Consider the following 23436-nt stretch of genomic DNA (forward strand, 5'->3'; position numbering starts at 1 on the left):
AAAATAGAAAAGAGGAAGAGAAATGCCATTAGTTGACATGCCCTTAGAAAGCCTGCTCAAGTATGAAGGCCGAAACCCCCGTCCTGCCGACTTTGATGCTTATTGGGAACGGGCTATCGCAGAAATGAAGGCGATTGATCCGCAAATTGAGCTTCGCCCAAGTGAGTTTCAGGTTCCTTATGCAGAGTGCTTTGACCTCTATTTCACAGGTGTGAAAGGCGCACGCATTTATGCCAAATATGTCCGTCCGAAACATGCAACCTCGCCTCATCCGGCAATTGTTCAGTTCCATGGCTATTCCGGAAATTCAGGCGATTGGTCGGACAAAATTCAATATGCAGCCTTAGGTTTCTCCTTCTTCTCGCTGGATTGCCGCGGTCAAGGCGGTTTATCGGAAGATACAGGCGGGGTGAAAGGGACAACGCTGCGTGGTCATATCATTCGCGGGATTGATGATCATCCAGATCAACTGTTGTACCGAGATATTTTCTTGGATACAGCGCAGCTGGCGGGAATTGCCATGAGCATGCCGGAGGTTGATCCTGAACGTGTAGGCGCAATGGGTGGCTCACAAGGCGGCGCTCTGACGATTGCTTGTGCTGCTCTTGAGCCGCGCATCAAACGATTAGCGCCGGTTTATCCGTTCCTTAGCGATTACAAACGCGTTTGGGAAATGGATTTGGCGAAAGATGCTTATCAGGAGCTGAAGGATTACTTCCGCCGTCATGATCCGCAGCACAAACGTCAAGAGGAAGTATTTACACAGCTGGGTTATATTGATATTCAATATTTGGCTGATCGTATTCAAGGGGAAGTCCTGATGGCAGTTGGTTTAGCGGATACGGTTTGTCCGCCTTCCACACAATTTGCGGCATACAACAAAATTAAGTCCAAGAAATCGTATGAAATATACCCAGACTTCGGTCATGAAGGCTTGCCTGGATTCAGTGATATGACCATTCAATTTATGTTAGGGTTATAAAATAGTCCAAAAGCAGTTGTCCCAAGTTTTTAGTTTCTTATCGAAACGCCTCCATCCACACTGGCACAGTGGTTTTGGAGGCGTTTTTGCATGTTGTTTGGAAGACAGTTGGCCGCAGGTTGTACCAGTCTTTCTGTTGATACACACCTTCATGGTGGGGTGGCATGAGTTGGTTGTGTTGGCTTGAGTCGCTTGAATTTGCTTCATGTTGGCAGATTGGCCTCAGACGCGTGCATACCTTTCGCATAATTCCTGCGATTATGCATCTTTTTCGTCGTGGGAATAAGCAAAATAGTGAAAAGCCTGCAAACATGCATCCTTTCGAGACTTTTTTTCGATTTCTGAATGGAAAAGCTTATAAAGCCTGCATAATCGCAGGCATTCTCTATTTTCACGCGATTTGATCGAAAATGCCTGCACATATGCAGGTTTTCAAAATAGGTGAGGCCCGGACGTCGCCTATAAGTCAGCGTATTCGCTAACGCTGGTTTTGGCTCAGCTCCCCACCGTCTACTTTGTCACAAATAGTAGTCCCAAAGGTCTCTCATTCTATTGAAATGCGAGCATCTCTTCAACTTTACGTCAAATTTTCGGCGGCATGTTGCTGCTGTCTGTATTCTCTTGGCGTGACACCGGTCAGCTTTTTGAAAAGCTTATTGAAGAACTTCATATCCTGATAGCCTACATTTACTGCGATATCGCTGATTTTGTGATCCGTTGCGCGGAGCTGTCGGCAGCAGGCTTCGATTCTGGCTTGTTGAACGTAGGCCATGAAGGACATGCCCGTGTGCTTTTTAAGCTGGCGATGCAGCTGACGTTCGCTGATCGATAGCCGTGCCGCAGCCTCCGTCAGTGAAAGGAGCTGACTGCAATTGCTGCGGATATGAGCGAGCAAGCGATCCAAATCCTGAAGCTTGACCTCCGCCACCTGTGGCGTAAGATCCGCTTGTGATCGGTACATATAGACGAGGAGCTGTGCGACGCAGGTCTGGAAAATGGTCATAAAGCCGCTGCGATGAGCGTTATATTCAAAATGCAGCCGTTCGAACAAAGGCTGAAACTCACCATTTCCTTCTTTGAAGGAAAGCCAAGTCGATTGCTCAATGGCTTGGGTAAAATAAGCGTTGAAGTCTTCCGTACTGCCATTAGCGTGGTTCACCAGCAATTGATGCATCCAGTCGGAAGTACAGAGACAATTGTAGACGACCAAGGGCTTGGTGTGAGCGGTTGATGCTGGTCGGAACACATGAGAAACACCAACCGGGAGGAAAAAGAGGTCTCCTTTGGAGACGGCTAGCGATGTATTTTCAATATAGTGAGCACCGCTTCCTTCAGCAACATAGCTGATTTCAATAAAATCATGCGTATGCTGAAGCATATGAAAGGACTCGTTGACCCGATTGACATAGAAAGGCAGATCCGGCAGAAAAAATTGATCGCCCATCGTTTCAAGAATGCTTCGTTTAATGGTCATACCAATTCACCCTCGTTATGTCAATTTTGACCCTAATGAATGTCGGAAATAACCCTAAAAATGAGTACGCTAACATCATAAAATAAGGGCATGGAAGAAACAATCATTATTTTAGCGGAGGCAGAAATATGGAACATGCGGTAATCAATTGGCAAGCACAGTGGATCTGGGGGGAAGGCGAGGAAAGTCCGCGAAATACGTGGAGATGCTTCCGCCGAACATTTGAAGTACCGGCAGAGGGCTGGGGAGCAGCGAAGCTGTCGCTAACTGCCGATTCACGCTATGTGTTAATCGTCAATGGCACACAAGTGGGAAGAGGTCCTGTTCGTTCTTGGCCATTCGAGCTCGCGTACGATACGTACGATATTGAGCATCTCTTGTACAAAGGACGAACGAATACGATTGCGGTTATGGTCATTCATTTTGGTGTATCCAACTTCTACTATCTGCGAGGTCGGGGTGGATTAGTTGTCCAAGTTGAGAGCGACTGCAGCGGGCAATCTAAGGTTGAATTAGTTACAGATGAGAAATGGAAAACTTCCTTGCATCTTGGTTATGACAGCAGATCAGGACGGATGGCTTGCCAGCAAGGCTTTGCGGAGCGAATGGATGCCAGAGCGTGGCCGACAGCGTGGCATTCGGACAATTTCGATGAGAGCGCATGGCCGGCAGCAGTGTTGATCGGACCCGTTGGAACTCAGCCGTGGAGCAAGCTTATTCCGAGAGATATTCCTTTTTTGACGGAGGAACTTGTATGGCCAGTGCGCATTGAATCTCTTCATCAAGTAAAGCCGGTGGCGTGGACAGCATCCATTGATATTCGCAACCAATTAGTTCCTGACAGTGTTAATCATGCGAATCCCGTCGGTTATGTGGGTTATATGGCTGCGGTCATTCGCACGAGAGAAGCGGCCAAAGCTTCTATAGGCTTAATGGAAGCTGGGCGCGTAAAAGCATGCTATGTCAATGGAGAATGGCTGTCTGAGGATCGGTACTCGGGCGTTTTGCCAGAAAGATATGCAGAAATTGACTTAAAGGCCGGAGATAATTTCCTTCTGATGGAAACAACGGGCGTAGATCATGGCAGAGCTTTGCAGTTGGGTATTGATTGTGAAATTCCGTTTGAACTGATTTCTCCGCTTGGAGAGGCGGGTGCTGCGGACTCTTCATTCATCTCTATCGGTCCTTTTGCCAGCTGTGAAGTAATTGACCACTTGGACACCCATGAAGCCTTGCATGCTTATCAAGGGTTTAATTCGTTTGCTTCGGGAGAGGGATTGAAGGAGGAGCTGGATGAGGAGGCTTTTCCTGCTTATAGCACTTATTTGGCGATTCGGACGATTGCCAGTTCTGCGGAGCTGAGTCCGTTTAGGGAATGGATTCGACCTTTTCCGCTCGAATTGGTTAGCAGGGATTCTATTTTTGCCTTGAGCATTTGGAAAAAAGAGAGCCAGTCCCAAGCGATTCCTTACAGCTTGCAGCAAGCGGTTATCCCAAGTGGAACACCGGCGATTGTGCCTGCTTATGAAGGTGCGGATACGGAGTTTATTATTGATTTTGGCCGAGAACTGTCAGGTTATATTCAGTTTGAAGTGGATGCCTCCGAAGGAAGCATTCTTGATTTCTATGGCTTCGAATATATGCGTGACGGCTGGCGTCAGGATACATTTCATTTGGATAATACCTTGTGTTACACGTGCTCGGAGGGGCGCCAATCCTATACGTCTTTCGTGCGCAGAGGTTTTCGTTATTTGATGGTTACAGCCCGAAATGCGGGAAGACCGATTAAGTTATATGGCGTCCAGCTGCTGCAAAGCAATTATCCAGTTGCAGAGGTAGGGAAATTTCACTGCTCAGATGCGCTGTTGAACGACATTTGGCAGATCAGCAAACATACCACTCGGTTATGCATGGAGGACACTTTCGTAGATTGTCCTGCGTATGAGCAGGTTTTCTGGGTTGGCGACAGCCGGAACGAGGCGTTGGTGAACTATTACGTATTCGGCGCGACCGAAATTGTTGAGCGCTGTCTGCGATTGGTGCCAGGCTCGCGGACACAAACTCCCCTCTACGTCGATCAGGTGCCAAGTGGTTGGAGCAGCGTGATTCCGAATTGGACCTTCTTCTGGGCGTTGGCGTGCTGTGAATATTTTGCACATACTGGAGACGAACAGTTTGCTCGTGACATGTGGCCGCATATTCGCTTTACTTTGGAGCATTTTGAGCAAAAGCTGGATGAACGCGGCTTATTGTTTATCAAAGGCTGGAATTTACTGGACTGGGCGCCGATTGATCAACCGAATCATGGCGTGGTTACCCATCAAAATATGATTTTGGTCAAAACACTTCGGAGCGCTGCTGAGCTGGCAAAAGTGGTAGGAGAAGCCGGGGACGCAGCTGCGTATGAAGGAAAAGCGCTTCAGCTTAGTCAGGCGATTAACGCCCATCTCTGGAGCGAGGAACGAGGGGCTTACTTGGATTGCATTCATGCAAATGGACGCAAATCGGATGTGTTTAGCATGCAGACGCAGGTCATCGCGTATTTGTGCGGAATTGCTGAGGGAGAGCGTGGCGAACAAATGAAGACGTATTTATTTGCTCCGCCTGTCGACTTTGTCCAAATCGGCAGTCCGTTCATGTCCTTCTTCTATTATGAGGCTTTGGCCCAAATAGGCAGTTCCGGTGTTGAGCGGATCATCACGGATATGCGTTATCATTTTGGGCAAATGATCGACTACGACGCGACCACCTGCTGGGAAATGTATCCGAATTTCGCGGAAAATCGTGCGAATCCAGACATGCTCACGCGCAGTCACTGTCACGCGTGGTCGGCTGCGCCAGCTTATTTCCTTGGCGCGAATGTGCTTGGCGTAACCGCCGCCGACAAAGGATGGCGGAAGGTTGTTGTGGCTCCGCAGCCCGCGGACTTGCAGTGGGCAAGGGGTACGGTGCCGCTGCCGCGCGAGGGCCGCATCGATGTCGCCTGGCGACTCGAGGAGGACGGGCGTGTTATGCGGCTGCAGGTTTGGGCGCCGCGCAGCGTGGAGGTGGAGATCCGCATCCCGGACGGTATGGACGGGATCGTGGAGCGCCACGAGGTTTGAAACGGAAGACGCCGACAGGATTTTGTCGGCGTCTTTGTTGACATATAAATGCATGGAAAGCAGGCGGATTTCATTGGATTAATTCCAATGCAAGTTAGTTTGATGAGCTTGAAGGACGATTTCACTGGATAAACTCCAATGCAAATTCTAAAAAGCAGCCATTTTGAGGTTTAATGGAGATTTTGATTGGCTTATTTCCAGTGCAAGCTTGCAATAAACTCTATGATGGCTGGTTTCATTGGACAATTTCCAATGAGGAGAATAAATGGTTAACCGACGTCTGAGCTCCAAATGAGGATACAGATCAACTCTAACGGGAGGAAGACTATGCAGCAATAGCAAAGACGGGGAGCTGCACGATCTGCCGTCCTGCTGCTAAATCTGTTGTATCTCCTTGTGGAGCACAATAGATGATTTAGCTGTAAGCAGCTAGTTGAGGGAAAGAGATCACCGGGCCCAAAGCGCAAAAATCGGCTGTGAGCGCCAAAGAACAAATTGGCTTTCCGTCGTGAAATGCGCAGCGTCTCAGACTCTCTTTGTTACTAAAAGCCTGCGATAGTGCAGGAATTTGAGAGGAAATCGAGTGAATAAAGGTAAAGCCTGCGATTGTGCAGGAATTATATGGTTTTGCTTCTAAAATCCAAGGAATTAACAAAAAAGCCTGCATAATCGCAGGAATTTAAGAAAAAAACACGATTTCAATGATAAAAAGATGCACAATTGCAGGCTTTCAAGAAGTGCATCCGAATCCTGCCAATTCCCTTCACTTAGGCATGATTCTTCCGATACACTCGTTCGGGCCTGCCGACTACGCCGTAAGAGAGATCGGCGTACAGATCGCCGGAACTGACTAGATGCTCCAGATACCTGCGTCCGGTGGAGCGGCTGACGCCGATTTCTTTGGCGATTTGATCCGCGGTCAAACCGTTCTCAGCGGCTGAAATCGCATGAACGATTTTGACCAGTGTGAGTTTATCAATGCCTTTGGGCAGGAAGGAGGTGTCTGAGCCGGAGTCTTTCTTTGGCGCCCCCAACCATAATCGATCAACATCGCTTTGGTTAATCATGCCGCTTTCTTTCATTCGGAGTAATTCTCGATGAAAATTCAGATAGCGCAGCAGCGTTTCCTGCAGCCGGTTAAATACGAGCGGCTTCATAATATAATCGAACGCTCCGCTGCGAATCGCTTCGCGAATGGCATCTATTTCTTTGGCAGCTGTAATCATAATGACATCGGTTTCCCGGTAATGCTGTCTGATAAAGGAGAGCATCTCTAGACCGGAGGCGCCCGGTAAATAAACATCGAGCAGAACAAGATGCGGGGTCAGAATTTCCAACTGCTCTTTGGCTTGCAAGGCATCGGTGGCGATGCCAACGACACGAAAGCCATCTACTTTTTCAACGAATCGCCTGTTGATTTCGGCAATTTTCACGTCGTCTTCGACGATTAATACTTCAACGCTCGGATTGCGGTTTTCCATGCAGCTGACTCCTTTCTGTGAAATCGTTCATCTTGGGAATCGCAACCGTGAAGATGGTGCCGCCAGCAGGATTTCGGTGAAAAGTGATATACCCATTCAGCTTCCCGACAGCATGCTGGACTAAGGCAAGTCCGATACCGCGATGCTCCCCTTTTTTGGTTGAGAATCCTTTCTCAAATACAGCCATACCTATTTCCTCCGGGATTCCAATACCGCGATCTTCACATTCAATGATGAGGTCTTCACCCAGATCGGTAAGAAACAATTTCACCAATCGCTCAGTTTGATCATCCCGGGCAAGGACAGCATCCATAGCGTTATCAATGAGATTCCCGATAATGGTGACAAGCAGATTGCGATCTATTCGAGCCGGGATATCGCGGAACGAGCTTTCGTGATCAATCTCGAAGGTAAGCTTTAATTCTTGGGCATGATTAAATTTGCCAATGAGCAGCCCGCCAATCATCGGATCAGGGATTTCCCGCATGATGAACTGCACCCAGTTCTGATGAACATCGGCTTCTTTGGAAATAAGCTCGACAGCTTCTTGGTACGATTCCAATTGGATAAGCCCCGAAATGACATACAGCTTATTGGAGAACTCATGCGTTTGTGCGCGGAGCGCTTCCGCAAAGCGTTTGACTTGGGACAATTCCTCCGCCAAACGGTACAGCTCTGATTTGCTGCGAAAGCTGGAAACGGCTCCGATGACAGCGGATTTGCGCTCCATAATCGGTACTCGGTTCACAATGACCTCATGATCGCCTATCATCATTTCATGGTCGAATTCCGCCTTGCCTGTCCGAACAACTTCATACAATCGGGTATTTGGGATCACATCTTCCACTTGTCTTCCTGTAATCTTAGCCGTAGCAGGCAATTCCAACAACTGAAGGGCATAGCGGTTTGCCATTGTAATCATGCCATCCTGATTGACGGCAATGATACCCTCGCGAATGGACTCTAGGATAGCTTTCTTTTCTGTATATAACGCACCGATTTCCTTCGGCTCCAAGCCATGAATGGAACGCCGGACGTTGCGCGCGATGAGAACAGAACCGACAAGCCCGACGACAAGCACGATCATAGAAATCAATTCAATTCGTGTTTGGTAAGCATCAGTAATTACTTCAATATCCTCTGTTAAAAAGCCAACGGACACGATACCGATCACTTGACCATCGTCATCAACTACCGGCGCTTTGCCGCGAAGTGAAGGACCTAGCGATCCAATGGCTTTTGAAATAATGGACTTCCCTTCAAGGACGGGGCCGTTATCTCCGCCGACCATTTCTTTCCCGATGCGATCCAGTAAAGGGTGGGAATACCGAATCCCGTCGCGATTCCCGACAACGATATATTCGGCATCAATTTTCTCGCGTGCCGCTTCGGCGATGGGTTGAATAACAGATGAGGGGTCTTTGAGCTGGAAGGCGTCGCGGATGTCGGGCATACTGGCCACCGTCTCAGCGACTTTCAAAGCGCGAGTACCAATCTGATCTTCAAGCGCAGAGGTCATAATGTAATAGAAAATGCCGCCTAAACTTAAGACGATGAAGACGAGCAGTGAGCAAATAATCAAAATTAGTTTGGTTTGCAGCTTCATGACTGGAATAGGCCCCCCGTTTCAGCTTGTATTGTATCATAAAGCGCTATCATTTTGAGGGAAAACGCCTCTCCGCTCCCGTGAACAATATGAACAAAATGCCCAAAACGAAGTTATTATAACTAATCATGTTAAACTTCTCTAAATTTTATTCAGATGTTATTCTGAAAGCGCTTCAAAGAAAGCGTATACATGAACGACACCAAACATATGGAGGGGTTTCATTTGATAAAAAATGTGGCAGCAGCTTCTTGGAAAGTAACAACGATCGGCGTATTGGCCTTATCCATGGCAGCCTGTGGCAATGGTGCAGCCAAACCGACAGAAGGAGCGGTGGACAAAGGTAAAGAAACGGCGGCACCTGTACAAGCAGCATCCAAATACCCTGAAAAGGCGCTAAGCATTATCGCTCCGTCTGGTGCTGGCGGCGGTTGGGATATGACGGCTCGTACGATTGCAAAAGTATTGACGGAGACCAAAGCCATGGATAAACCGATTTCGGTTGAAAATAAACCGGGCGGCGGCGGGGCCGTGTTCATGGCCGAATATGCGACCAAAGATGTGAAGGACAATTATAAATTGTTCGTCAGCTCTCCGCCTATTCTCATTAACCATTTGAAAAAAGAAGGCAACACCCCTTATGGATACGCGGATACAACGCCGCTCGCCCAATTGACCAAAGATTACGGGGCCATAGCGGTAGCAGCCAATTCCAAATATAAAGATTTGAAATCACTGCTTACTGATATGAAAAATGACCCTACGAAATTGACGGTAGCGGGCGGATCCGCTCCTGGCTCGATGGATCATCTGGTATCTATTCTGCCTGCTTTTAAATACGGTATCGACCCGAAAAAGGTGAAATATGTCTCCTATGATGGCGGTGGAGAAGCGGTAACTGCACTGCTCGGCGGCAATGCGGATGTTCTCGGAACAGATGCGTCTTCTCTGGACCAATATGTCAAAGCCGGCAAAATCAGAATTCTGGCGGTTGCGTCTCCTCAGCGGCTCGGTGGCAATATGAAGGATATTCCGACGATGAAAGAGCAGGGGGTCGATGCGGAGTTCCTCATCTGGCGCGGGTTCTTCGGACCTAAGAATATGGATGCTGGGGCGAAGAAATTCTGGGAGGATACGATTAAGAAAATGGTTGACTCTGACGTGTGGAAAAAAGAAATGACAGCGAACAATTGGGAAACCGATTATAAAAAAGCAGATGATTTCAAAGCTTTTCTTGCACAGCAAGAAACACAATTAAAAGATATGCTGACTGCGTTAGGAATGCAGAAATAAGAGGACCCCAGGATGGCGGGAGGTTGAATAAAACAGATGAATACTTTGTTTGATCGATATGCGGGCATCGTTTTTTTGGCCATCGGTACGGCATTTGTAATCGGCAGCAAAAGCATTTCCACAAGTGCATACGGCAGTAATGTAGGAGCAAATATTTTCCCGATGATCTTGGGCGCTTTCTTGGCCTTAATGAGTCTGCGGCTCATCTATGATACTTTCCGTCGGCAAAAAGCCGAGAAATACAAAGAAAATTTGGATTATAAACGATTTGGCATCATTTTTACGGCGGCAGTCCTCTATGCGCTATTTCTTGAAGATATCGGTTTTGTCATTTCAACGTTTTTGTTTTTAATGATTGGATTTCAAACGATGCAAAAAGGCAAGGTCTGGGTATCTCTTTTGATTTCGGCCGTATTTTCCTGTGGTGTTTATTATATGTATGTGGATTTGCTGGACGGCTCGCTGCCCGGGTTTCCAAGCTGGCTAGGCTTCTAAGATATGTCTGACGCAGCTTTAGTTTGCCTAAGCAAACTCTAAGGAGGTTATTGAAATGAGCACGATTGATTATGTGCTTCATGGCTTGGGTACTGCAATGCAGTGGCACAATGTCGTGTTTGTTTTCCTAGGTGTATTAATCGGTACAGTGGTAGGTGTTCTGCCTGGGATTGGACCTATGAGCGGTGTAGCTCTATTAATCCCGATTACAGCGACTATGACCGCAGGTTTAGGTCCAGAGGAAGCTGCGACTAGCTCGATTATTTTGCTGGCAGGCGTTTATTATGGTGCCATGTATGGCGGCTCAACGACGTCAATTCTGCTGAATACGCCAGGCGAGTCATCATCTGTCGTGACAACTTTAGATGGATATCAGATGGCTAAGCAAGGCAGAGCGGGCGCTGCTCTGGCGATTTCGGCGATCGGCTCTTTTGCGGCCGGGATTATTTCCTTAATTGGTCTTATCTTCCTAGCGCGTCCGTTGTCGGCTGTTGCGATCAAGTTTGGGCCTGCCGAATATTTCTCCTTGATGGTTCTCGGCTTGCTCGCTATCAGCGGGCTTGCCGGGAAATCCATGGTCAAAGCGCTAATGATGACAGCCTTTGGACTGCTGCTCGCTACAATCGGCATTGATAATGTTTCCGGCGTGGAGCGTTTCACCTTCAATATCCCCGAGCTTTATCAGGGCTTGGAATTTCTGACGGTAGCTGTAGGTACTTTTGCTGTCGGCGAAGTGTTCAAGACGATATTGCAGCGTGAAGGCAACGATGGCGAGTTGGCCAAAATCAATCGGATTATGCCAACGAAGCAGGATATGAAAGATAGTGCGGCGCCGATTGCGCGCGGCTCGGTGCTTGGATTTTTCATCGGGCTCCTGCCTGGCGCAGGTGCGATCCTTGCTTCCTTTTTCGCCTATATCGTGGAAAAGAAAATCAGCAAAAATCCCGAGAAGTTCGGGAAAGGAGCCATCGAAGGCGTAGCGTCACCGGAAGCGGCGAATAATGCAGCATCAGGGGGAGCGATGATCCCGCTGTTGACGTTAGGCATTCCTTCGTCAGGAACGACCGCTATCTTAATGGGCGCTTTCATTATGTACAATGTGCAGCCAGGCCCTTTGCTGTTCCAAGATCACCCGCAGCTTGCTTGGGGTGTTATCGCCAGTATGTTCGTGGGCAACTTGATGCTGCTCATTCTGAATATGCCGCTTGTCAAAGTGTTCGCCAAAGTAATCGAAACGCCAACGAAGTATTTGATTCCGTTAATTATCGTATTTTCCGTCTTTGGTGTTTACGCTGTTCAATACTCCACCTTTGATTTGCTTTTAATCATGGGCTGCGGTCTTGTTGGTTACTTTTTATCGAAAAATGACTACCCGTTGGCGCCACTGGTGCTGGGGCTTATTCTTGGACCGATGCTGGAAAACAACATGCGCAGAGCATTAACGATTTCCAATGGCGATTTCATGATTTTCTTGCAAAAGCCGGTCTCACTCGCTTTCTTAATTATCGGATTCCTCTGGCTGACAATCCCCTTATTCCTTAAGTGGAAAGGCAAAAATGTGTTGGTAAATGAAGAAGCATAAGCTGGATACGTGCCTCTATGCCGCTGGGTGGAGTTCTCTTAGTAAAATCGAAGGAATGAGGAATTTGGCATGAAGGATTCGCTTGGAGGTAAAAGTATTATTTTGCGATTGGAGCTGCAAACCGAAATGATTCATTTCGGGCAGTTGATAACGGTCATCACGGAAAATGGGGGAGATGTCATTGCCATTGACGTCATCCAGACCGGTCCGAATTGGACGGTTCGCGATATTACGGTTTCCGCGTTGGAGCAGGCTCAATTGGAGGCGGTCACGGGTGCGATGAAGGAATTGCCGGGCGTACGGCTTGTTCATGTATCCGATCGCACCTTCCTGCTCCATTTGGGCGGCAAGATTGAGATGAAGCCCAAAGTGCCGATCCAGAATCGGGACGATCTGTCCCGTGTGTATACGCCTGATGTGGCAAGAGTTTGCCTGGCGATTCATGATAAACAAGAAAATGCGTACAAGCTTACCATCAAACGCAACACGGTTGCAGTTGTTTCGGATGGCAGCGCAGTGCTGGGGCTTGGCAATATTGGCCCTTATGCGGCAATGCCGGTTATGGAAGGCAAAGCGATGCTGTTCAAGCAGCTGGCCGATGTCGATGCCTTTCCTATATGTCTGAATACGCAAAGTACGGAAGAAATTATCACGACCATCAAGCATCTTGCCCCTGCTTTTGGCGGTATCAATTTAGAGGATATCTCTTCACCGCGTTGTTTTGAAATCGAGGAGAGGCTGCGCAGCGAGCTGGATATTCCGGTGTTCCACGATGATCAGCATGGAACGGCTGTTGTTCTCTATGCGGGATTGATCAATGCGCTCAAAGTTGTCGGGAAGCGGATTGATGAAGTGAAGGTTGTCATCTGCGGAATAGGGGCGGCAGGAGTGGCCTGCTCCAAAATTTTGTTAGCGGCAGGTGTTAAGGAGTTAATTGGCGTAGATCGGGAAGGGGCATTGGTTAGCAGCGGCGCTTACACGAACCCGATGTGGAACTGGTATGCACAGCAAACAAACCCGAATCAGTTAACGGGTTGCTTGTCTGATGTTTTGGAAGGGGCCGATGTGTTTATCGGACTGTCAGCCGGGGGGATACTGAAGCGAAGCGATGTGGAAAGAATGGCTCCGCGTCCTGTCGTATTCGTCATGGCGAATCCGACGCCAGAGATACATCCCGATGAGATTGAAGATCTTGCAGGTGTTATCGCAACAGGGAGGTCCGATTTCCCCAATCAGATCAACAATGTTCTATGCTTCCCAGGGATTTTCCGAGCTGCCTTGGATTGTCAAGCCACGACGATTAATGAGGAAATGAAGCTCGCTGCTTCTGCGGCTATTGCCTCTGTTGTCGCACCGCAAGAATTGAATAAATTGTACATTATTCCGAGTGTTTTCAATCAAGAGGTTGTCAGACTTATCCGCAGAGCGGTCATTGAAGCTGCTATCCGCACTGGAGTAGCTCGCAGAATGCCGCGTGAATTCAGATTGGAGGGAACGCTTTGAGCGGCTTAGGTACAAGAACAATTGTAGAAATCAACCAAGCGGCGAATCAGTTCCAATCCAGCATCGTCCTCAAAGTGGGCAAACGGTTCATTGATGTCAAAAGCATTCTTGGCTTGAGCATTACGCTCTTGACCCATGAAGTGTACCGACTCGATATTCACGGACCTGATGAAGCTGAGGCTAAGCAAGCGATGAGTGATTTATTCAAGAAGCATGGTCTTGTACTTCAAGAAGACTAAGTTCTCATATCCTTTTCGTCTTGGAAATAAGCAATATGGTTATAAGCCTGCGAATATGCATCCTTTAGAGACAATCTTTCCATAACAGGGGGGAAAAGCTCAAAAAGCCTGCATAATCGCAGGCTTTCTCGATTTTCACGCGATTTGACCGAAAAATCCTGCATGTTCGCAGGTTTTCCAATTCATGGCTTTGGATCAGGCCGTTTAGGATGACTTCACTTTAAAATGAACAACGGCACTGTACAGCATTTTGCCGGCATTGGGATCAAACACGATGTTGTGTTGGATCGCATAAACGTCCAGCAGCAAGGCTTTGTTATTGTCAATTTGATCATTAATTTGCCGTTCGAGTGTTTTCAAATCGTACGCTTGAAAAAACTCAATTTTATTATCAATCCGATCCAGTATAAAATCCATGAAGGGAATCCTCCTTAAGCTATTATGTTAAGTTTAGATGGCTTCTCTATTATAACGTCAATATCTGATATAGGAAGTCATTCTGAATAGGCGTATACTGTAAAGGGATACATGGCAAACTTCCCCATCGGGAGGTGCAGTTGCCAGAGAACAATTATAGGAAGTGATGTCGTTTGAAATCTACACGGTTATTGGTTGATTTTTTCAAAGAGAAATGGCCGTTGTACGTCATTGCCGCATTGTCCATTTCAGTTGGCAACATCATTTATTCGTATTATCCAAAGCAGTTGGGCTTGTTCACAGATCAATTAAAGCAAGGTGGTTTGAGCAAGGACCTTATTGTCCATTACAGTGAACAGTTATTATTGATTGGCTTGTCGTTTGGTATTTTGGCCGGGATTGGTCAATATATGATTATGCGCAATGGCAGACGTTTCGAGTTTGTTACCAGGAATCGGCTGTTTGACCACTTTACGAAGCTGGGTGCGACTTTTTATTCGAAGAATGGCGTTGGCAAGCTGCTCAGTTACATGACGAACGATGTGACGGTCATCCGAGAATCGATCTCCATGGGAATCAATCAAGTGGTGAACTCCGCCATATTAATCATTGCGGTGATTATTACCATGTTGTTCAGCTCGGTCCCGTTATATTTAATTGCCATATGCATATTGCCTTTATTGCTCATTCCTGTGCTTACGGTTCGATTTCAGCCCGTTATCAAAAAGCGTTCCATGCAAGTCCAAGAGGCATTAGGCAAAATGACGGAGTCAGCCGAGGAGCAATTCGGCGGCATTCGGGTCGCGAAGAAATTCGCCGTAGAACCGATTATGATTCGCAGATTCAGCGATACGGTGGACCGGATTCGAGACAATCAGCTGAGATTGATTCGGCTCTCCTCTCTATTTGAAGCTTTGATTCCGTTTCTGGGTGCCATATCCTTGATTATTGCGATTGCTTTCGGAGGTTACTTAACCATCCACGGGGGCATCACCATTGGCAACTTCGTTGAATTAACGCTCTACATACGCATGATGGTAAATCCGCTGCAGCAGATTGGGCGTGTCATCAATGCGATGCAGCGTTCCCGAGCTTCCTTGGAGCGTATTAACGATTTGTTGGATTTGCAGTCAGAAGTTGTTGAGAAAGAGCTAGCCCAGGAATCGCATCTCGACCATGAAGGGATTCGTATCGAGCATTTATCCTTTGCCTATCCAGATGATGAAGATGAGGTATTGCATGACATCTCTTTAACAATCGAACCGGGTAAATCCATCGGTATAATCGGGAAAACAGGAAGCGGCAAATCGACGTTGGTCAAGCTGATGCTGCGCATTTACGACCCTCCGGAAGGAACGGTATGGATCGGGGAGACGGATATTCGCGATGTGACGCTGGAAAGCTTGCGCAACCAAATCGCCTATGTGCCGCAGGAAGGCTTCTTGTTTAGCACCACGATCAGGGATAACATCGCTTTTTATCAAAGAGAGTCACCTCTGGAGCAGGTTGAGTATGCGGCTAAGAAAGCGCAGATTCTCTCGAGTATTACGTCGTTCCCGGAGAAGTTTGAAACGAAGCTCGGCGAACGCGGCGTCACATTGTCCGGGGGGCAGCGTCAGCGAACAAGCTTAGCCCGAGGCATCATTAAGGATTCTCCTTTGATGATTTTGGATGATAGTGTCAGTGCCGTCGATTCGGTGACAGAGAAGCATATTATTGACACAATCCGCAAGGAACGATCCAATAAAACAACGATATGGATTGCTCATCGCATTTCAGCCTTGAAGCATACCGATGAAATTATTGTGCTTCATGAAGGCCGGATCGTGCAGCGGGGAACCCATGAGGAATTAATTGCCCAGGAAGGCCTATATGCGCAGCTGCATGCGATCCAGGAAGGAGGAAGCCACGATGACCTTGCCTAAGACTTCGCAGGACCGGCAATCCATGAAATCGTCTTTCCGATTCTTATCGGGATATGCCAAGCCGCATCGGTTCACCTTTGCCGCCGTCGTCTTCTGCGCTTTGCTGGGAATTGCCGCGGACTTGTTTCAGCCGTATTTAGTTAAAATTGCAATTGATGACAACTTGATGATTGGGAAAAATGACTATAATTCGCTTCTGCTTATTTGCTTGTTTTATGTCGGCCTCTCAGTGTGCAGTTTATTTTTCAGTTATTTGCAAAATAATTTACTTCAATTTGCCGGACAAAATATCGTTGCCAAAATCCGCAAGGATTTGTTTACGCATATTTTTAAACAGTCGATGTCCTATTATGACCGAACGCCAAGCGGAAGCTTAATTACACATGTGTCTAGCGATACAGAGACGCTGAATCAGTTTTTTACACAAGTGCTCCTCAGCTTGGTTCGCGACGGGATGACACTTATTTTCATCATTGTGCTGATGTATCATTTGGATCCGCAGCTGACATTGTACAGTATGATCGTGATTCCTATCATCGTGCTGATTGCGGTTAGCTTTCGGCGATATATGCGCAAAACATATCAGCTGTCGAGGACGCAATTATCCCAAATGGTTGCTTTTGCCGCTGAAAATTTATCAGGGATGCATCTGATTCAAGCGTTCCATCAAGAAAAAGAACAAAATAATCGCTTTATGGAACGCAATCACAGCTATTTCCGCGCGAATTTACGTGAAATTCGGACGAATGTTTGGTTCAATCGTTCTTTTGATATTTTAGGAAATATCTCAATTGCTTTTATTACGTGGGTCGGCGGTATGGCCGTTTTTGATAAAACGATTGAGTTCGGCGTGCTGTACGCCTTTATTACGTATATCCGGCAGTTTTTCCAGCCGATTAACAACATTACCCAGCAGTGGAACACGCTTCAATCGACTACCGTTTCTTTGAACCGAATCTGGCATGTTTTCTCCACACAACCGGAAGTGAAGGATAAAGATCAAGTGACATCCATCGCGGTCGCTGATTTGAAAGGCGATATCCGATTCAATCATGTGCATTTTGGTTATTTGAAGGATAGAACCATTATTGAGGATCTGGAGCTTCATGTTCAGCCAGGGGAGATGATTGGCATTGTGGGGACGACAGGTGCAGGGAAGAGCTCTCTGATCAGCCTGCTTTGCCGTTTCTATGATGTGCAGGAGGGAAGTATTGAGATCGATGGGACAGACATCCGCGATATTCCGCAGGCTGTTTTGCACCGGATGGTTGGACTTGTCCAGCAGGAACCTTATTTATATGCCGGCAGCATTCTGGATAACGTGCGGATGTTTGATGAAACGATTAGCCGGGAAGAGGTTATTGAAGCCTGCCGGTTAGTTGGGGCGGATACCCTCATCTCAAGGCTGAAGGATGGCTATGATTCGCGAATCTCGGAACGAGGGAGCGGGTTGTCTGCAGGAGAAAGGCAATTGATCTCCTTCGCCCGCATTATTGTGTTTAAGCCCAAAGTGTTGATTCTGGATGAGGCAACGGCGAACCTGGATTCCCAAACGGAGCAGTTGATTCAAACGGCTTTGCAAATCGTGGCAGAGGGACGAACGACGCTTGTTATCGCTCATCGCATCTCAACCATTTTGCATGCCAACCGCATCCTTGTGATGAGCCAAGGGCAAATTGTGGAAGAGGGAAATCATGCGGAATTAATCGCGCTGCATGGCTATTATGAACAATTGTACCTCCATTCGCAGGGGAATGTGGTTTCAGCGCCTACGATGTAGCAAGCTTCATCCTCCTTGGGTTAATGATCAGGTACTAGGAATAGATAGTACTTCTGCTGCTTCTTCATCTCCCTTACAATGAGAAGTAGATCGAGAGGAGGCATGCTATCATGAAATCCAAATTTGTAATGATTCAATTAGGGTATGTGTTGGGGGCAAGCAGCCTATTAACTGCCATCGTATATTTCTTCGCAGCGAATTGGGAGATGCTGAATCGGTGGGAGAAATTCATCCCCGTCTTCCTGCTTATCCTTGGGTTCTACGGGTTGTCGGTCTGGCTTTCTCGTCAAGCCGGCAGAACCTTTCTAAGCAAACTAAGCTTGTTTGCAAGTTGTGTGTCGTTCGGCGTTGGTGTTGCTCTTATCGGGCAGACCTATAATTCCCATGCGGATAGCTACAGCCTGTTCGCAGTCTGGTTTATACCGGCGTTGTTATTCGCGCTTCTAACCAGGTGGCAGCCGTTCTACGTTCTGGCTTATGTGTTATTTCATCTGGCTTATGGATTGTATTTCTTCCCAAAATGGGGTTCTGGCTCTGAGGTTGAGCTCATTCAGATCGCCATTTGGCTGGGATTAGTCTTCGTTAATAGCCTGATGTATGTGCTTACTGAACGGAGCATTATCGATTCGCCTTTTTTGAAATGGGTAACCTTTCAAGCCGCCATCGGAATCCTTTTATTTATTTCGATCTCGCAAATATTTGAGGAGTATGGCCTATGGATGAATTTGCCTCTTGTTGCGGCACTGGCCGCTGCGGTTGGTTATGCACATAAATCAAGAAACAGAACCTATCTGCTGTTTGCAGGACTGTGGGTATCGGCTGCGGTAACGGTGAAATACATTGAATTAGTTGTCGAGCAGTATAATGAATTGTTTTTCATCATTAGCCTCTTATTCATTATTGTTTTCATTGGTGCGAATGTGAAGTTCATGAACTATATTCGTGCTTGGAACCCAACTCCCATAACGGCAGACCAAGAGGAGCATCCAGTTAACGCGGACAGCAAGTCTGACGGTGAATTCACCAAATGGATTGTGCGTGTGCTCACGGTTTCCGTGATCATTATTGGCTCGCTCTTGGGCAGTTTAACCATCATTGGGATTATTACAGTCGTTATGGGGTTCGAAGATCCGGAATATATCCTCATGGGATATGGCTTGTTATCGGTTATTGCAATGATTGCCGTGAAGAAATTGAATTCATTGGTTCGTTATACGGTTCTGATTAGCGGGCTAATGCTCGGGGCTGGAACTGCCGTATTCACAGAAAATGTCTCCATGCTGCTAGTGTTTCTTGCTGTTGCCATCGCAGCTTTCATGATGATGTCTGGCCTTCTGCACCGCATCTTTTTCTTCTTGGCGGCAATTTGTCTGACCGCATTCGTGTTAGCGAATTGGCTGGACAGCGGCATTCTTGTCATGACAATACTGACAGGATTGCTTGCCTGTTTATTCGCAGCCGCTTTGGCAATCAAGAGTGACGGCATAAGAAAACCTATTCTGTACAGCAGCTTTCCTTCCTTTCTGTTCACCTTGTTTATTCTTACATTTATGACAGAAAAAGCTTGGTACTATATTTCCAATATTGTCTTCTTCCTTCTTGTTGTATTGGCGCTTGTCATCAGCAAGCAGCGGCAGATCAAATGGATGCATGCTTGGTCCATGGGCTTTTGGATCGCTTTTCTTTTGTACAAATATTACGATCTAGCCTGGAAGCTTCTGCATAAATCCGTTAGTTTCGCGATTATTGGAATAGTCATTGTAGCGTTCACGGTTTGGTACGAAAAAAGGCATCGTCTAGCAGCCACTGAACCTCAGGACATAGCTGCCAATGATCAAAGGAACCGCTGGATTATTGCACTTTTGGTGCTGCTGCAAGTTCTGGCGATGTCGCTGCAAATAGGGAAAAGCGAGTGGCTGCTCGCACATGGGCAGCTGGTTAAGCTGAAACTGGAACCGCTTGACCCGCGTTCCCTTATGCAAGGGGATTATGTTCGTCTGAGATATACGATTTCGGACACTGAAATATGGGAAACTATGGGAACAGATTCAGCGCAGGATAAGAAAATCACTGTCGTTCTGGCTCCAAATACAGCAACAGGCGTCTATGAATTCAGCCGAATTTATCATACTGGAGAAGCGCTGGCCTCCGGCGAGATTCGATTAAATGGCAAGAAAGACGGATACAATCATATCGCATATGGCATTGAGACGTATTTCGTTCCTGAGGGAACGGGCAGATCGTATGAGCGGGACGCGAAGTTTGCCGAGGTCAAGGTTTCCGCTGGCGGGGATGCGATTCTAGTGCGTCTGCTTAATCAGTGAAGTGTTGTTCAGTAAAGTGGATTGTGGTAAAATAACCCGATCTTTGTGAGCATAAGAAAGGGGTATTTGATCTTCATGTGGCTTTTATTTTCTGTACTTGCAGCCATGAGCTTTGGGCTGCGGGGGATTTTATATCATTGGACCAGTCAACAATCATTGAATCGAAACGTGCTGCTATGCGGCACCTTCTTCATGGGGGCGGTCATCAGCATCCTATGTGTCCTAATATTCAAGCAGGCTTGGACTTCGTCGGCATTGATCGGGGTACAGATGGGGCTCTTTTCATTCGGTGCCAATGCGAGTATGTTCAAAGGCTTTGCAGTCGGCAAAGCTTCGCTCGTTGCGATTCTCACTGGCTTACCCTCGGTCGTGGTGGTCGTGTTTGCTTATTTTCTCTGGAACGAACATCTTAATCTCATGCAATTTTTTGCTTTCGTTGTCATCGTTATTGGCATTTTGGTTGTGAGATATTCGAATGATATCACGCTGAATAATTTACAAGGCGCAGGCTGGGGAGTATTGGCTTTGCTCCTTTTTGCCGGCAATGATTTATCCAGTAAATGGACAACACTTGTGGGAGCGCCGCTTTTTCCAACCTTATTTTTCATGTTCACTACCGGGACTTGCTGCTTCGGACTATGGTGGCTGAAGGATCGCTTGCAAAACCCCGCAAAGACGCCTTCCTCAGCCAGATGGTCAGAGCGTCAAACTTTTCTTATTGGCATGGGGGTTGGCATTACGAATGTGGTGGGCATGATTCTGATCATTCATGGCTTTGCGCATGGAAAAACAGGGCTTGTTTCTGCGGTCGTCGCCCTCAACGTGCTGATCGTCCTGCTGTACACGCGATTTATACTGAAGGATAAATTCTCAAAGCTGGAGCAATCCGGATTAGCATTAGCACTTATTGGTATTCTTATGATGAAAATCGTTGCCTCTTGACAATTGGGATGCCTTGCAGTAATATTCAGTAAATTCTTAAATTGCATAACGAACATTAATGAACAGGACAGTAGTTCTTGTCGGACAGTCGCAGCGAGCCGGAAGTGGTGGGAACCGGTACGAATGTCAAGAACGAAGCGGGTCTGGGAAATGGTCTTCCGAAACAAGAAGTAGGGAGATCCGGCATAAGCCGTTATCGTAGGAGTGGTTAAATCAGCAGATTTAACACTTAGAGTGGTACCGCGGGAATGAACAGCTCTCGTCTCTTATTAGAGACGGGGGCTTTTTTGCATTAATAATGATATTGGGGAGGAAATTTCCATGATTCAGCAGCTTTTAATTAACGAAATCGACCTGCATGTCCAGGCTATACTCCAAGAGTCCGGCGTGGAACGTCCGTCCACACTGAAAATCTTGACCGAGCATCCAGCTCACCTCGAGCATGGTGACTACAGTTCGAATATCGCGATGCAGTTAGCCAAAATAGTGCGCAGAGCCCCTTTGCAAATCGCCCAAGACTTACAAGCGCGTATGGAGAAGAATGGACGTGTTCAAGGACTTTTCCGTAAGGTGGAAGCAGTGCAGCCGGGTTTTCTGAACTTTTATCTGGCATGGGATACATGGGCTCAAAGGGCGGAGCAAGCTGCTCAAAGCCTTGGCGGAATTGGCAAAAACACGAAGGTGTTGATTGAACATACGTCGATAAACCCGAATAAGGCCGCACACGTTGGTCATTTGAGAAATTCCTGTATCGGTGATTCGCTTTCTCGTATGCTTGCACATGCGGGTTACGAAGTTGAGGTTCATAACTATATTGATGATTTGGGCAATCAGTTGGCAGATACGGTAGTGGGTATTCTTCATACACGAACGGAAGAGAGCTTCGATCGCTTTGGCGATTTCTGCTGGGAAACGTATGCGAAGATCAATCAAGCTTACAAAAGCCAACCTGAGCTTGCGGAGCAGCGAGCTGTTGTCCTGCATGCTTTGGAAAGCGGAAAATCCAATCTGGCATGGATGGGAAACTTGGTAGCTGAACGTATTGTGCGCGAGCAATTGGAGGAAATGAAGCAATTCGGCATTCAGTACGATGTGCTGGTCTGGGAGAGCAGCATTGTCAACGCAGGGTTCTGGGATACGACTTTTGAACTGCTTAGTCAAACAGATATGTTCCACAAGGTGGCAGATGGAAAGCTGGCAGGCTGTTGGGTGCTCAAGAACCGAGAGGATGAGGCGGTCGCAGAGCTCGATAACGCAGAGCATCAAGGGGATAAAGTGCTTGTGCGTTCCAATGGGATTTTAACCTACACAGCGAAGGACATCGCTTATCATCTGTGGAAATTTGGACTGCTTTCCAATGATTTTGTCTACAAAAAATGGGGAGCCGGACTGTGGTCAACCTCATCTCAAGGCAGTAAGAAAAAGATCGGGCATGCCGATATGGTCATTAATGTCATTGATCATCGCCAGCAATATCCGCAAGAAATGGTAAAGCTAGCCTTGCAGGTGCTGGGTTATGAGGAAGCAGCCAGCCAGCTTAAGCATGTTAGCTATGGCGTCGTGTCTTTGAGTCCGGATACGGCAGCAGGTCTTGGTATTGCTATTTCGGATGGCAAAAGCTCCTATGCGATGTCTGGGCGTCAAGGTATCGGGATCAAAGTTGCCGATTTGCTTGATCATATGGAAAGTGTAATTGAAGCAAAGCGTTCGAAGAAAACGGGCATTTCCAGTCGTACAATTGCAGCGGCATCCATTCGTTATTATTTGCTGAAGTATCAGCTGCAGACGGAAGTGATTTTGGACTTGGAGCAGGCGACGGAAGTAACGGGGAATACGGGAGTTTATTTGCTCTATGCCTACAGCAGGGCGAATAGCATCTTGGATAAAGCGAAGAAGGATGCTCGCGTGTTGCATCTGGAGCCTGACTTCAATGTGAGTTTGCTGGAAGAGCAGGAGTACCCGCTGTTAAGGCATATTGCTTACTGGCCGGAGACTTTGGCCGCGGCTACTCAACAATTGGCGCCTAGCTTAATTTGTCATTATGCGTTTGAGCTGGCTGCTCTTTTCAACCACTTCTACAGCGCATGCCCGGTTCTGAAGGGCAGTGAGTCCAGCATTCGCCATCGTCTGTGGATTACCCAAATCTACAAACAAACGCTTCAGCAAGCACTTGAGTTGTTGGGGATGCCAACCCCAAATCGCCTATAGGGCGATGGTAATCACTACCGTTCACATCAGGCTAATCCAGTTTGATCTGTAAAAATACAACAATAGCTTTCTGATCTGATA

General features: G+C 47.2%; 16 protein-coding genes and 1 other annotated feature. Of the genes, 12 read left to right on the forward strand and 4 right to left on the reverse strand.

Annotated elements, in window-relative coordinates:
* Positions 1-22: 22 nt before the first annotated feature.
* A complete protein-coding gene (locus BC351_RS04215; RefSeq protein WP_079409468.1) occupies positions 23-982 on the forward strand; it encodes an acetylxylan esterase in 960 nt (319 codons plus the stop codon).
* Between the two features lie 577 nt (positions 983-1559).
* Here the strand turns inward: BC351_RS04215 and BC351_RS04225 are convergent.
* Positions 1560-2456 (reverse strand): AraC family transcriptional regulator, encoded by an 897-nt coding sequence (locus tag BC351_RS04225; protein ID WP_079409470.1) that lies wholly within the window; start codon positions 2454-2456, stop codon positions 1560-1562.
* Between the two features lie 128 nt (positions 2457-2584).
* On the opposite strand from BC351_RS04225, the gene BC351_RS04230 reads away from it, so the two are divergent.
* Positions 2585-5560, forward strand: coding sequence for a family 78 glycoside hydrolase catalytic domain (locus BC351_RS04230; protein WP_079409471.1), 2976 nt, complete (start codon positions 2585-2587; stop codon positions 5558-5560).
* Between the two features lie 767 nt (positions 5561-6327).
* Here BC351_RS04230 and BC351_RS04235 read toward each other — a convergent pair.
* Positions 6328-7041 (reverse strand): response regulator, encoded by a 714-nt coding sequence (locus BC351_RS04235; RefSeq protein WP_079409472.1) that lies wholly within the window; start codon positions 7039-7041, stop codon positions 6328-6330.
* A complete protein-coding gene (locus BC351_RS04240; protein ID WP_079409473.1) occupies positions 7016-8647 on the reverse strand; it encodes an ATP-binding protein in 1632 nt (543 codons plus the stop codon). The genes BC351_RS04235 and BC351_RS04240 overlap by 26 nt, the downstream gene beginning before the upstream one ends.
* A 210-nt stretch (positions 8648-8857) precedes the next feature.
* Here BC351_RS04240 and BC351_RS04245 point away from each other — a divergent pair, with 210 nt between their 5' ends.
* The 5 genes from BC351_RS04245 (at position 8858) to BC351_RS04265 (ending at position 13759) form a co-directional block, all read left to right on the forward strand.
* On the forward strand, positions 8858-9940 hold the full coding sequence (locus BC351_RS04245; RefSeq protein WP_079409686.1) for a Bug family tripartite tricarboxylate transporter substrate binding protein: 1083 nt from the start codon (positions 8858-8860) through the stop codon (positions 9938-9940).
* A gap of 36 nt (positions 9941-9976) precedes the next feature.
* Positions 9977-10435, forward strand: a complete 459-nt coding sequence (locus tag BC351_RS04250) for a tripartite tricarboxylate transporter TctB family protein (protein WP_079409474.1) — start codon at positions 9977-9979, stop codon at positions 10433-10435.
* Between the two features lie 55 nt (positions 10436-10490).
* Positions 10491-12017 (forward strand): tripartite tricarboxylate transporter permease, encoded by a 1527-nt coding sequence (locus tag BC351_RS04255; protein WP_079409475.1) that lies wholly within the window; start codon positions 10491-10493, stop codon positions 12015-12017.
* Positions 12018-12086: 69 nt separating this feature from the next.
* The gene (locus BC351_RS04260; RefSeq protein ID WP_079409476.1) at positions 12087-13520 is read left to right on the forward strand and encodes an NAD-dependent malic enzyme; all 1434 of its coding nucleotides are present in this window, start codon (positions 12087-12089) and stop codon (positions 13518-13520) included.
* Entirely contained in the window at positions 13517-13759 is a 243-nt protein-coding gene (locus BC351_RS04265; RefSeq protein ID WP_079409477.1) for an HPr family phosphocarrier protein, read from the forward strand. The genes BC351_RS04260 and BC351_RS04265 overlap by 4 nt, the downstream gene beginning before the upstream one ends.
* Positions 13760-13963: 204 nt before the next feature.
* On the opposite strand, the gene BC351_RS04270 is transcribed toward BC351_RS04265, so the two are convergent.
* The gene (locus BC351_RS04270; protein ID WP_079409478.1) at positions 13964-14176 is read right to left on the reverse strand and encodes a YrzA family protein; all 213 of its coding nucleotides are present in this window, start codon (positions 14174-14176) and stop codon (positions 13964-13966) included.
* 173 nt (positions 14177-14349) lie between these two features.
* Here BC351_RS04270 and BC351_RS04275 point away from each other — a divergent pair, with 173 nt between their 5' ends.
* From BC351_RS04275 to BC351_RS04295, 5 genes are all read left to right on the forward strand, one after another.
* Positions 14350-16101, forward strand: a complete 1752-nt coding sequence (locus tag BC351_RS04275) for an ABC transporter ATP-binding protein (protein WP_079409479.1) — start codon at positions 14350-14352, stop codon at positions 16099-16101.
* Positions 16088-17881 carry an ABC transporter ATP-binding protein gene (locus BC351_RS04280; protein ID WP_244208882.1) on the forward strand — a complete coding sequence of 598 codons (1794 nt, stop codon included), beginning with the start codon at positions 16088-16090 and terminating at the stop codon, positions 17879-17881. The genes BC351_RS04275 and BC351_RS04280 overlap by 14 nt, the downstream gene beginning before the upstream one ends.
* 110 nt (positions 17882-17991) lie before the next feature.
* Positions 17992-20205, forward strand: a complete 2214-nt coding sequence (locus BC351_RS04285; protein ID WP_079409481.1) for a GDYXXLXY domain-containing protein — start codon at positions 17992-17994, stop codon at positions 20203-20205.
* A 75-nt stretch (positions 20206-20280) separates the two neighbouring features.
* A complete protein-coding gene (locus BC351_RS04290; protein WP_079409482.1) occupies positions 20281-21147 on the forward strand; it encodes an EamA family transporter in 867 nt (288 codons plus the stop codon).
* Between the two features lie 49 nt (positions 21148-21196).
* Positions 21197-21417 (forward strand) — a binding site (T-box leader).
* A 51-nt stretch (positions 21418-21468) separates the two neighbouring features.
* Positions 21469-23355, forward strand: a complete 1887-nt coding sequence (locus BC351_RS04295) for an arginine--tRNA ligase (protein ID WP_079409483.1) — start codon at positions 21469-21471, stop codon at positions 23353-23355.
* Positions 23356-23436 lie beyond the last annotated feature (81 nt).

It is taken from the genome of Paenibacillus ferrarius, assembly GCF_002027705.1.
In the GTDB taxonomy this organism is placed as follows: Bacteria; Bacillota; Bacilli; order Paenibacillales; family NBRC-103111; genus Paenibacillus_E; species Paenibacillus_E ferrarius.